Origin of the sequence: Pedobacter sp., assembly GCF_965279535.1 — a bacterium.
Taxonomy (GTDB): Bacteria; Bacteroidota; Bacteroidia; order Sphingobacteriales; family Sphingobacteriaceae; genus Pedobacter.
On record NZ_OZ257244.1, the window covers coordinates 3,995,303 to 4,007,438 of the forward strand.

At 39.1% G+C, this 12,136-nt stretch carries 9 protein-coding genes; 7 read left to right on the top strand and 2 right to left on the bottom strand.

Translation table 11 applies throughout. The annotated features are described in order from the left end of the window. The first annotated feature begins 4 nt into the window (after window positions 1-4). A complete protein-coding gene (locus tag ACQY77_RS16375) occupies window positions 5-742 on the top strand; it encodes a tyrosine-protein phosphatase (RefSeq protein ID WP_421941101.1) in 738 nt (245 codons plus the stop codon). Between the two features lie 81 nt (window positions 743-823). Here ACQY77_RS16375 and ACQY77_RS16380 read toward each other — a convergent pair whose 3' ends face one another. Beyond that, window positions 824-2,053 (bottom strand): ABC transporter permease, encoded by a 1,230-nt coding sequence (locus tag ACQY77_RS16380; RefSeq protein WP_421941100.1) that lies wholly within the window; start codon window positions 2,051-2,053, stop codon window positions 824-826. A gap of 149 nt (window positions 2,054-2,202) precedes the next feature. Continuing rightward, window positions 2,203-2,556: a HesB/IscA family protein gene (locus ACQY77_RS16385; RefSeq protein WP_421941099.1), complete on the bottom strand. Its 354-nt coding sequence runs from the start codon at window positions 2,554-2,556 to the stop codon at window positions 2,203-2,205. A 93-nt stretch (window positions 2,557-2,649) separates the two neighbouring features. Between ACQY77_RS16385 and ACQY77_RS16390 the strand changes: the two genes are divergently transcribed. The 6 genes from ACQY77_RS16390 to ACQY77_RS16415 all read left to right on the top strand — a co-directional run bounded on the left by ACQY77_RS16390 (window position 2,650) and on the right by ACQY77_RS16415 (window position 12,116). Continuing rightward, window positions 2,650-3,180: a hypothetical protein gene (locus ACQY77_RS16390; protein WP_421941098.1), complete on the top strand. Its 531-nt coding sequence runs from the start codon at window positions 2,650-2,652 to the stop codon at window positions 3,178-3,180. Between the two features lie 146 nt (window positions 3,181-3,326). After that, a complete protein-coding gene (locus ACQY77_RS16395) occupies window positions 3,327-4,877 on the top strand; it encodes an acyl-CoA mutase large subunit family protein (protein WP_421941097.1) in 1,551 nt (516 codons plus the stop codon). 471 nt (window positions 4,878-5,348) lie between these two features. After that, entirely contained in the window at window positions 5,349-6,779 is a 1,431-nt protein-coding gene (gene dnaA, locus ACQY77_RS16400) for a chromosomal replication initiator protein DnaA (RefSeq protein WP_090887578.1), read from the top strand. A gap of 261 nt (window positions 6,780-7,040) precedes the next feature. Further along, on the top strand, window positions 7,041-7,580 hold the full coding sequence (locus ACQY77_RS16405) for an RNA polymerase sigma factor (RefSeq protein ID WP_421941096.1): 540 nt from the start codon (window positions 7,041-7,043) through the stop codon (window positions 7,578-7,580). Window positions 7,581-7,690: 110 nt separating this feature from the next. Then, on the top strand, window positions 7,691-8,716 hold the full coding sequence (locus ACQY77_RS16410) for a FecR family protein (RefSeq protein ID WP_421941095.1): 1,026 nt from the start codon (window positions 7,691-7,693) through the stop codon (window positions 8,714-8,716). A 103-nt stretch (window positions 8,717-8,819) separates the two neighbouring features. After that, the gene (locus ACQY77_RS16415; protein WP_421941094.1) at window positions 8,820-12,116 is read left to right on the top strand and encodes a SusC/RagA family TonB-linked outer membrane protein; all 3,297 of its coding nucleotides are present in this window, start codon (window positions 8,820-8,822) and stop codon (window positions 12,114-12,116) included. The last annotated feature ends 20 nt before the right edge of the window (window positions 12,117-12,136 follow it).

Consider the following 12,136-nt stretch of genomic DNA (forward strand, 5'->3'; position numbering starts at 1 on the left):
CACCATGTTCGGATTATTTAAGAAGAAGAAAATAGTACCCGAATTTAATTTCTCTAGCATAGGGGTAGATATGCACTCTCATATTATTCCCGGGATTGATGATGGCGCACAAACTATTGACGATTCTATTTTATTGGCCAAAAAATTTAAAGCCTTAGGTTTTAAGAAATTGATTGCTACCCCGCACGTTATGGCAGATTATTTCAGGAATACGCCAGATACCATCAATCGGGGACTGGATATTTTAAGGAAAGGTCTTCATGAACATCAAATCGACCTGGAGGTAGAAGCAGCAGCAGAGTATTATCTGGATGAAACCCTTGAGAAAAAGGTTAATCAGAAAGAAGTGCTAAGTTTTGGGGCTAACTACCTGTTGTTTGAACTCTCATTCATTAATGCCCCACAAAATTTAAGCGATTTTATTAAAAAAATGCAGGATGCGGGCTATCAGCCTATTTTGGCACATCCCGAACGGTATCCTTATTTCTATTCTTCTATAGAGTACTTTAATCAAATCAGGGAAACCGGTTGCCTGCTACAGATCAATTCTATCGCCTTAAAAGGATATTATGGTGCTGGGGCTAAAAAAGTAGCAGAAGATCTGACTGAAAATCATTTGGTAGACTTTATTGGTACCGATATGCACCACCTCAAGCATGCTAAAGCGCTGGAAGATAGTTTAACCACCCCCGTGATGCAACAGCTCTTAAGCCAGCACCAGTTGAAGAATAGTTTGTTGTAGTTTCCAGTTTCCAGTTAGCAGTTTTCAGTTAACAGTTTCCAGTTGAGGGTTCAACAATTAAACAGCTAAACAGCTCACCCTTTACTCATACCTCAACGCCTCTACCGGATCAAGTTTAGACGCTTTTTTAGCAGGATAATATCCCGATCCGATTCCCACCAATACGCATAATATAAAGCCCAGGATGATAAATATCCAGGGGATGATGAAGGCTCCGCCCATGGCAAGCGATATGATATTGCCTAAAACTATTCCCAGGAATATGCCTAAAATACCACCCATTAGGCAAATTACAACGGCCTCAATTAAAAACTGCCTGCGAATTACTGCTGGATTGGCACCAATTGCTTTTCGAATTCCGATCTCACGCGTTCGTTCGGTAACTGAAACCAACATAATATTCATTAAGCCAATAGAGGCACCAAGGAGGGTGATAATACCAATGGCTACACCGCCAATGGCTACAAATTTCAGGTTTTCAAACAAGGTTTGGGCAATGGCATCACTTTTAGTTATCTCAAAGTTATTGGTAGCGCCAACCTTAACTTTTCTGATATTTCTAAATAATGCAGTAGATTCACCAATTACATTATCCATAATATCATTATTCGGTACCATTACAGTAATGGTATAAGAAGGATTTGCATTCGAATTGATTTGTTTGGCCTTTGGAAGAGGTACGTAAACGGCCCTGTCGCCACTAAAACCCATACTTGAGCCTTTTTTTGCCAGGATACCAATAATTCTGAAACGATTGTTGCCTACATTGATCAGCTTATCCACCGGATCTTCACTTTTAAAAAGCTTTTCTACCACTTCACCACCAACAATACATACGTTATTCCCCACCTGAACTTCGGCCTTACTGAAATTCCTGCCTTGTGAAAGACCTAAACCCTGGGCAGCAAGACCATTTTCGTCAATCCCTTGTACATTAATGTTCGGATTGGTTTTTAAACTTCCATATTTTACTGTAGAGCCACCACTGGCAAAAACACTTACCGCAACTGTGGCAGGCGTATTTAAGCTGTCTTTAAATTTAATCGCATCCTCATACCTGATGGCTTTGAAGGGTTTCGGGCGTTTGCCAGAACCAATTCTAATTCCTGTTCCCCTGTTTCTGATTGTAAATGAATTAGCGCCCATGTTGCTAAAAGCATCTGTCATACTTTTTTTAACGGCATCCAATGTAGTTAAAATACCCACCAAAGCCATTAAACCAATAGCGATAATTAAGGCGGTAAGCATGGTGCGCAAGCGGTTGCTTTTAATTGATTCTAAAGCAAGCCTGATATTTTCTCTGTAATTCATTAGCTAAGTTTGCAGTATAGGTTGTTCAGTATTAAGATTGGCCTTAGCCTTAAATCTACACTGTTTTCGACTTAATATCCTGTTGTAAAAATAAAAAAGTCCCAATGTTAGACAAAGGGACTCTACTATATGTTACAATAAAATTTTCGTTATGCAGAAAAACTTGTTCCACAACCGCAAGTACTGGTTGCGTTAGGATTAATAAAGGTAAACCCGCGGGAGTTTAATCCATCTTGCCACTCAATCATCATGCCCATTAGGTACATTTGATGCGCTTTGTTCATGAATACTTTGATTCCATCAATAAAGAATTCCTGATCGCCATCCTTTTTCTGGTCAAAACCCAAAATATAGTTCATGCCGGCACAACCGCCACCTTCAACGCCAACACGTAAACCATAATCGTCGCCAATTTCCTGCTGGTCTTTTAACTTATGAAGTTCTTTTGCGGCACCTTCCGAAAAACTTACCGGAGCAAATGATGTATCAACTGTTGTACTCATAGTATTTTAAATTTTTAACTATTACAAATATAAATAATAATGTACATTTTTGCTTTCAGGGGTACACTAATATTACCTTATTTAAACAATAATATGAATACACAACACCTGCTTACAGAAATAGTTATATTATTTGCCGGTATTTTTTTGTCACTGATGGCGGTTTATCTTGTGCTTAAGAACGACATTCAGCGATTCTTTAACTTGAAAAATGCCGAGTTAAATAAAGAGAGCCGTGCAGCACTTTTGCCCTTGAGGTTGCAGGCCCATGAACGCCTCATCCTGTTTACAGATAGAATTAACCCCGCAAATTTGTTGGTACGCCTACATCAGCAAGGTATTCCGCTCTCTGCACTGCAGGCCAGTATATTAAATGATATCCGTTCAGAATACCAGCATAACATTACCCAACAGCTATATGTGGATAGTACCACCTGGACTGTTGTTCGTAAATTGAAAGATGATACCATTGCCATGATTAACAATGCTGTGCAGGGCTTACCCGCCGACGCAAATGGAATTGAACTCAGTAAAATAATATTGCAGCACATGGCTGGTATTGATGATAACCCTTACGATTTAACTATTGAGTTAGTGAAAAAGGATATTCAGAAAATGTTTTAGTGCTGATGAGAAGGTGTTTAATTGGTGAATCGTTTAATCGGTGAGGTGTTTAATAGATGAAGCTCAGTTAAACAACTGGACAGTTAAACAGTTAAACAATTTTCAAAGCAGTTAACCAAATCATGTATTCCAAGTTATAATGTAATATGAGCGAGAAAAAACATATCACCACATCAGGAATAGAGATTAAAGAAATTTATACCTCATCCAAACCAATGGAAGAAAAGGCTGGAGCGTTTCCTTTTACCCGGGGAATACAGCAGGATATGTACCGGGGACGCTTGTGGACCATGCGGCAGTATGCAGGTTTTTCTACTGCAGAGGAGTCGAATAAGCGCTATCACTACTTACTGGGCCAGGGTACTACAGGTTTATCGGTAGCATTTGATTTGCCAACACAAATCGGCTACGATTCTGATCATGAAATGGCCGATGGCGAAGTGGGGAAGGTAGGGGTAGCGATAGACTCGTTAAAAGACATGGAGATTCTGTTTGAAGGTATAGCCCTCAAAGACATTACCACTTCCATGACCATTAACGCAACTGCTTCTGTTTTGCTGGCCATGTATATCGCATTGGCCAAAAAACAAGGAGCTGATTTGAAGCAGATTTCAGGCACCATTCAGAATGACATTTTAAAAGAATACGCTGCCCGTGGAACGTATATTTATCCACCCAAACCTTCCATGCGGCTGATTACTGATATTTTCGAATATTGCAGTAAGGAAGTGCCTAAATGGAATACCATCTCGATTTCGGGGTACCACATTCGGGAGGCTGGCTCTACAGCAGTTCAGGAACTGGCATTTACCCTGGCCAATGGAAAAGCCTATTTACAGGCGGCAATTGATAAAGGTCTCGACATAAATATTTTTGCTAAGCGGCTTTCTTTCTTCTTCAACTGTCACAATAATTTCTTTGAGGAGATTGCCAAGTTCAGGGCTGCACGAAGAATGTGGGCTAAGATTACCAAAGATTTAGGGGCCACAGACGAGAAGGCTCAAATGCTTCGATTTCATACACAAACCGGTGGCTCTACGTTAACTGCCCAACAGCCATTAAATAATGTAATCAGGGTGAGCAATCAGGCCTTAGCTGCAGTTTTAGGCGGCACCCAGTCTTTACATACCAATGGATATGATGAAGCGCTTTCACTCCCAACCGAATCGGCGGCTAAAATTGCTTTGCGTACCCAGCAGATTATAGCTTTTGAAAGTGGGGTAACAGATACTGTTGATCCTTTGGCAGGTTCTTTCTTTATAGAAAACCTTACCGATGAGGTAGAGGCTGCAGCATGGGGATATATTGATAAGATTGATGCGATGGGAGGTTCTGTTAATGCCATTGAACGTGGTTATATGCAAAATGAAATTGCCGATGCTTCTTACCAGTATCAAACAGCTGTTGAAAGTGGCGAGCGAATTATTGTAGGCGTTAACAAATTTACCCAAAAGGAAGAGGGCCTAACCGAGGTTTTTAATATAAATGATTCGATCAGGAATGTCCAAACAGAAAAGTTAGCACACTTAAAGGCTGCACGAGATAACAATGCAGTAAGCCTGGCGTTAAATAACTTAGGAGAAGCGGCAAAATCAAATGAAAATTTGATGCCATTTATTATACATGCGGTGGAGGAATATGCAACGCTTGGAGAGATTGCAGATACACTTCGCGGGATTTTTGGAGAGTATCAGTAACGTATAAATGCTTATGGGGAATGGGGGAGTTTTGTGTCTGCAAAGTAGGAGTGGCTTTGTATTTCTGTAGTAACAAGAATGATAGATTTGTAGACTTTTTTTCTCTTATTAATTAATAGGTTTTTAATAGCTTTGATTATCAGGCGGTTTAGCTGCTGGAAAAGTGAAAATTGATTAAACCACGCTGTTGGATGGCATAATGGCTTAGAATTTGCTTTTAAGGTGAAGATTTAGAATTTTGGGTGTAAAACGGTTTAGAGGGCTTTTTGTGTGGAAAACCTATGTTAGTAAATAGTTATCCACATAAAAAATTGAGGTTAAGACCTCTACTATATTCCTTATCAGTGGGTTACGATTTATTTGAGAATTTTGTTTAAAATGTTGATAATTTTCCCAATATTCGAAGTCCCGAAACGGAGCATCCCGTAAACTCGAATCGGTACTGTAAATCAATAAATTATAGAAATCGCAATGGAAAAAACTTGTACAGAAGTGTGGAAGAACTGTCTTCAAATTATTAAGGATAACATTCCGAACCAAAGCTTCAAAACTTGGTTCGAACCTATCACAGCCCTTAAATTGGAAGGTAAGGTTTTAACCATACAAGTGCCAAGTTTGTTCTTTTACGAATGGCTTGAAGAACATTATGTAGGCCTGCTACGCAAAACCGTTAAGAAGCAGTTGGGTGAAGACGGCCGCCTGGAATATAACATCGTTGTAGATAAATCTTCTAACAGCGGAAGCCCTTACACTACCAACATGCCCTCTAACGGAAATGGGGCAGAAGCGAAGGTACAATCTATGCCTATCCCGGTAGCGATTAATAAGGATATCAAAAACCCTTTTATTATCCCTGGATTAAAAAAATTAAACGTAGATCCTCAATTAAATGGTAACTATACTTTTGAGAACTACATTGAAGGAGATTGTAACCGTTTAGCACGCTCTGCTGGTTATGCAGTAGCCGCAAAGCCCGGAGGCACTTCATTTAACCCGCTCATGATTTATGGCGGAGTTGGATTAGGTAAAACCCACCTGGCCCAAGCTATCGGAAATGAGATCAAACGCAGCATGCCCGATAAACTGGTAATCTATGTAAGCTGTGAGAAATTCTGTCAGCAGTTTGTAGACTCCCTAAAAAACAATACGATTAATGATTTCGTAAACTTTTACCAGGCAATGGATGTAATCATTATGGATGATGTACATAACTTTGCAGGTAAAGAAAAAACCCAGGATATTTTCTTCCACATCTTTAACCACTTACATCAATCAGGTAAACAGGTAATCTTAACTTCTGATAAGGCACCTAAAGACTTAGCCGGTTTAGAAGAACGTTTGTTAAGCCGTTTCAAATGGGGGCTTTCTGCCGATTTGCAGATTCCGGATCTGGAAACCCGTATTGCCATCTTAAGAAAGAAAATGTATGCCGATGGTATTGAACTTCCTGGAGAAGTTGTGGAATACGTAGCACACAATATCGATAACAACGTTAGAGAACTTGAAGGTGCAATGGTTTCATTGTTGGCACAGGCTACTTTGAACAAAAAGGAAATTGATTTGAGCTTAGCTAAGCAAATGCTGAAGAATTTCATTAAAAATACTTCGAAAGAGATTTCAATGGAATACATTCAGAAACTGGTTTGCGAATATTTTGAAGTGCCGGTTGATATGGTTAAATCGCAGACTCGTAAACGTGAAATTGTTCAGGCCCGTCAGATTTCAATGTACCTGTCAAAAAGCCATACCAAATCATCATTGAAAACCATCGGCGCTTTCTTTGGTGGCAGAGATCATAGTACAGTAATTTACGCTTGTCAAACGGTAGAAGATTTGATCGATACAGATAAGAAATTCAAAGCTTATGTGCACGATATCCAAAAGAAATTAAAAATGAGCTAAACCATAAAGCCATTTGATTGCACCTTGTGCAACGGAAAAACAGCAAATTCTTAAGAATTTGCTGTTTTTTTTTGTTCTACTTTTAAATGTTTTATATTTATTGCTGTTAGTGAACGCACTGATAATGTTCTTATTTAAATAATTGGTCATCCCATCAATTTATTGATTCCAATGGAAACAGTTGTATAGCAAACAGCTGCAACCATTAAATCTCCCTTTTTTACTAACCAGGCACCATGTGCTTTTATTAAAAATTGGGTGATGAACAGTCAAGAATTGGAATTGTGGCTTAGCTTTAAATCGGGAAAAATAGATGCTTTGTTTGTTATTTACGAACTCCTGTATGAAGATTTATGGAGAGGCGGTAAGGAGATCACACCGGATAACGAACTTATTAAAGATGCCATTCATCAGTTTTTTATCTATCTCTGGGATAAAAGAACAAGCCTTTCTCAACCACAAAATCTCAGAAACTATTTATTGGTATCGCTAAAACGGGCACTCATTGCCGAACTGAAGAAAAATGGCAGGTTAAACGAACGAATATTTTTGTATGATGAAGAATTAACCTTATCCCCGGAAGATGGAATAATCGTAGCGGAAACCAGTTTTGCCTTAGCTTTAAAAATGAAACTGGCCATTGATAAACTCTCTGCGAGGAAACAGGAACTTGTTCGCTTAAAATATTACGAAGGCCTGAGTTATGAAGAAATATCGGCAATTACTGCATTAAGTATACGAACAGTTTATAATAAACTACATGAAGCCATCAAATTCTTAAAAGAGGAGTTTTCAAGTTAATTATTTCCAGATACGCTTTAGGGCCTCCAACAGCAATTCTTATTTAGAAAAATGAGAACTCAAGGGTAAAAATCGGATGAATGATCCTCTTATAGAAAATGAGGCAGGAAATGGATTTCGAAAAATACCAGGTTGAAGACTTTTTAGCAGATCAGTCATTCTTAAATTACTGTTTAAATCTTAATGAGCAAGACCAGGAATTCTGGACTGCTTATAAAATCCAAAATCCACATCAGGCGCTATTTATGAATGAGGCCGAACGCCTTAATCAGCTTATAATTGACGACTGGTACAGGCGCGAGTATTATGGCAATAGTCGGGAAGCATTCAAATCCCTTCTGAATTCCCACCTTACCAAAACACAACCCAAAAGAAGATACAGACCTGGCTTACTGGCTCCCTATCTGGCGGCTGCCTGCGTTTTAATCGTATTTGGCTTATTTCTTATCAAAAAGAATCCCAAAACAAGCCTCCCTCCATCACAGGCAAAAATTACAGAACTATATAACCGAAAAAAAATCACACTTCCTGATGGCAGTAAGGTAATATTAAATGCCAACAGTACGCTCACCATTTATAAAGGCTATAATGCCAGAAATCGCGTATTAAGTTTAGTAGGTGAAGCTTTTTTTGAAGTAGCTAAGAATCGGCAAAAACCATTTATTGTCATGACTGGAAAAACATCCACCATTGCATTGGGAACATCATTCCTTATTCGAAATTATCCGCAAGATCCTGAGGTAAGCGTAAAATTGGTAACCGGCAAAGTAAGGGTAGAGCTAAACCGCTCAGCCTTAAAAAAACAGACCTACTTAACACCCGGAATGCAAATAAGTACAACCAAAACTGAAAGGGATGAAGTTATTGCGGTAAGCCAATTTAACACTCAATCTGTTTCCGTTTGGAAAGCGAACACGCTGAACTTTAAAGATGTTTCTTCTACAGAGATATTTAGAAAACTTGCGCAATGGTACGGCGTAGAAATTAAGGTAGTTGTTGGAGCAAAGACAGATAAACATTTTACAGGTGATTTTAGAGATAAGAGTTTAGGGGCTGTACTGGAAGCCTTAAGCTTTACCCAGAATTTTGAATATACAGTAATAAACAACCAGATAGAAGTCAAATTTAAAACCTGAGGAATCGCATAATCCCTCATTTGGATATAAAAAAATCCCATCCCCTTTGGATTAACAGGTAAAGCATCCCGCTCAAAACTGAAAACTATAAACCAAATAAATTATGATGAAAACTAAACCAATTAAAAAGGGGAACAAATTTGTGTGCAAATGCGCCTTTATTTTCCTGCTGTGTTTTTTTATGAGTTCGATGGTAAGTGCGGGTCAGATCTTAAACCTTGGATTTAATGACAGTAAAATTCTGGATGTATTTGTGAAAATTGAGCGTGCTACGAAATTGAAATTTATCTACAACAATGAGGATATTGATAAATCTAAGCGGATAAATTTAGCGGTTCAACAACGGGATGTGGTTGATTTGCTGCGGGAAATTACAGCCCAGTCTAACCTGAACTTTAAAGTTGTAGATGGGATAATTGCTGTTTCTGCACAACATTTAGCCGAAGAAATTACAGGGAAAGTAACCGATTCTAAAGGTTTGCCATTACCGGGCGCCACTTTAAAGGTAAAAGGAACGAACACGGCCACCACTACCGATGCCAATGGTAATTTTAAGCTGAAGGCCGAGGCCGGAGCTGTTTTGGTGGTTTCTTTTACAGGCTATGTTACAAAAGAGGTTTTGCTGGGTACTGAGCGTTCACTGGCAATTGTCCTTAAAGAAAATTCGAATACTTTACAAGAGCTTACCATTACGGCTTTAGGGATTAAAAAAGTAAGAAAATCGCTTACTTATGCAGCTGCAGAACTTAAGGGTGATGAACTGACCAATGTTAGGGATGCGAATTTGGTTAATACTGTTGCCGGAAAAGTGTCAGGAGTAGTCATCAACAAGGGGGCAGGTGGCTCCGGTGGTACTTCCAAAGTAGTAATCAGAGGTAACTCTTCCTTTAGTGGCAACCAACCGCTCTATGTTATTGATGGTGTTCCATTATATAATGCGACCACCACACAGGCGAATTCGGTTTTTGGCGGTGGACGCGATGGAGGAGATGCGGTATCATTACTAAACCCGGATGATTATGATGGTATGACGATTTTGAAAGGTGCAGCTGCTACCGCACTGTATGGTAGTCAGGGTGCAAACGGCGTAATTTTACTCAGTTCTAAAAAGGCTAAAGCAGGGCAGAAGAGCATATCCCTATCTTCCTCTACCAATGTAGAAAGTGCTTCCAGCCTTCCGCAGTTTCAAACGAATTACGGCGCAGTAAAGGATGCAGAAAAAAGCTGGGGTGCAGCCGCAACGCTGGAGAACCATGTTCCCGGTTTCTTTAAAACGGGTATAATCCAATCCAGTTCAGCAGGGTTCAGCTCAGGTTCTGAAGTGGCCTTAACCAGTTTTAATTATGCCAATACCAATGGAAGAGGTATTATTGAAGGCAACAAAATAAATAAGCATAATTTTAGCTTAAAGGAAACAATCAAATTATTTAAAGATAAGTTTCAGGTTTTTGCAGGTGGTACGTATAATACTCAACGCATCAATAATAAGCCGGTTAATGGTTTCTACTTTAATCCCATATTAGGTGCTTACCTTATGCCTCGTGGAAATGATTTCCAATATTATAAGCATAATTTTGAGGTTTTTGATGTTTCAAGAAATCTGATGGTTCAAAACTGGCCGAAAAATGCCATTACCGACAAAGAACAAAACCCTTACTGGATTATCAACAGAAATCAGACGAAAGATAACAATACGTTTTTTGAGGGGAATTTAGGCTTTAACTTCAAAGTAACTGAATGGTTTACCTTGGCATCACGCTACAGTTATAGTGATTTGACAAGTATTTATGAAAAGAAAATGTACGCAGGTACTGCGCCTACGCTTGCCCGGGCCAATGGAGGCTATGTGTTACAGAACCTGAAAAGTATTCAAAACTATGTGGATGTTATTGCAAGCTTTAACAAACAATTGGGTAAAGACTTAAATTTAGCCGCGAACTTAGGCGCCAGTCAGCTAGGTATAACGGCCAACAATGGTACTACTTTTAATGCCGGTAATGGTTTGCAGTATGCCAATTGGTTTACCATAGGCAATTTTATTTATAATGCCGGCAATACCCAAAGCACAGGGGTAAAGAAAATGCTGCAATCGGTTTTTGCTTCGGCAACTTTAGGTTATAAAAACTTTTTATATCTCGATTTAGCGGGCAGGAACGACTGGTCGTCTACTTTGGCGAATACAGATAAGAACTGGTTTTTCTATCCTTCGGTTGGTTTAACCACCATTGTAAGTGAAATGGTTAAGTTGCCTGAATTTATCAGTTATGGCAAAATAAGGGGTTCGTTTGCGCAGGTAGGTAAAGATATTCCTGCATTTGTAACTTCGCCAACTTCAACCGTTGTTAGTGGAATTATCCAGAACCCCAACGTGGGGCCACGTCCCGGGGCAGTTTTAAAGCCGGAAATCAAATCAGAATTTGAGATTGGAACCGAATGGCGTTTTGTTAATAATCGTTTCGGCATCGAAGCATCTTATTATAAATCTACAGCCAGAAACCAATATGTAGAAGTGCCTGCTCCATCCACCAATCCCTTTGGTTATGTTAATTACGGTTTTAATGCCGGAAGCATTCAGAATAAAGGACTCGAAATAGATTTGAATGCCAAAGCAGTAATAACGGAGAAGTTTGAATGGAATTTGGGTTTAGTTTTTGCTAAAAATATAAGTTTAGTTAAGGAAATTCCAGCTGATTTAGGGGGAAGAATTAATTTAACAGGATCGGGTCCGAATTCTTATCGTTTTGCATTGATACAAGGCAGGCCGTTTGGTATAATTGAAGGTTATAACATCAAAAGAGATAATGTTGGGAATATTATTTTAAACAAGGATGCTAACAGTTCTATTCAAAAAACTGGCTGGGAAGAGTTGGGAACCCCTAACCCAAATTTTACCCTGGGTTTTAACAATAAAATAAAGTACGCACAATTTTATGCCAGTTTCTTAATAGACGGAAGATTTGGCGGTAAGGTAATGAGTATGACTGAATCTATGAACGATTCTTACGGCGTGTCAAAAGCTTCGGGTGATGCACGGCTGGCTGGTGGTGTAAACATTAAAGCAATTTATTCAGATGGTACCCCGTATACCGGGCTATATCCCGCTGAGAGCTATTATACCCAAACAGGAGATAGGACAGGGACTTCTGGAGAGTATATTTATGATGCCACAAATATTTCCCTTAGAGAATTTTCTCTGGGCTATAACTTTAATCTGAAAAGTATCCCATTCATCAAATCGGCAAGCGCTTCATTGGTAGGTAGAAATCTGTTCTTTATTCAGAAAAAAGCCCCGTTCGACCCCAATATCGCACTAAGTACTGAAGATGGTTTTCAAGGATTAGATGTTATGGGGCTTCCTACAACCAGAAGTTTCGGAATCAACTTAAATATCACTTTTTAAAATTCACACAATGAAAAATA

Bases quoted from the DNA above. Each gene is read 5' to 3' on its own strand.
- ACQY77_RS16375 (WP_421941101.1), top strand. From the start codon at position 5: ATGTTCGGATTATTTAAGAAGAAGAAAATAGTACCCGAATTTAATTTC.
- ACQY77_RS16380 (WP_421941100.1), bottom strand. From the start codon at position 2,053: ATGAATTACAGAGAAAATATCAGGCTTGCTTTAGAATCAATTAAAAGC.
- ACQY77_RS16385 (WP_421941099.1), bottom strand. From the start codon at position 2,556: ATGAGTACAACAGTTGATACATCATTTGCTCCGGTAAGTTTTTCGGAA.
- ACQY77_RS16390 (WP_421941098.1), top strand. From the start codon at position 2,650: ATGAATACACAACACCTGCTTACAGAAATAGTTATATTATTTGCCGGT.
- ACQY77_RS16395 (WP_421941097.1), top strand. From the start codon at position 3,327: ATGAGCGAGAAAAAACATATCACCACATCAGGAATAGAGATTAAAGAA.
- dnaA (WP_090887578.1), top strand. From the start codon at position 5,349: ATGGAAAAAACTTGTACAGAAGTGTGGAAGAACTGTCTTCAAATTATT.
- ACQY77_RS16405 (WP_421941096.1), top strand. From the start codon at position 7,041: ATGAACAGTCAAGAATTGGAATTGTGGCTTAGCTTTAAATCGGGAAAA.
- ACQY77_RS16410 (WP_421941095.1), top strand. From the start codon at position 7,691: ATGGATTTCGAAAAATACCAGGTTGAAGACTTTTTAGCAGATCAGTCA.
- ACQY77_RS16415 (WP_421941094.1), top strand. From the start codon at position 8,820: ATGATGAAAACTAAACCAATTAAAAAGGGGAACAAATTTGTGTGCAAA.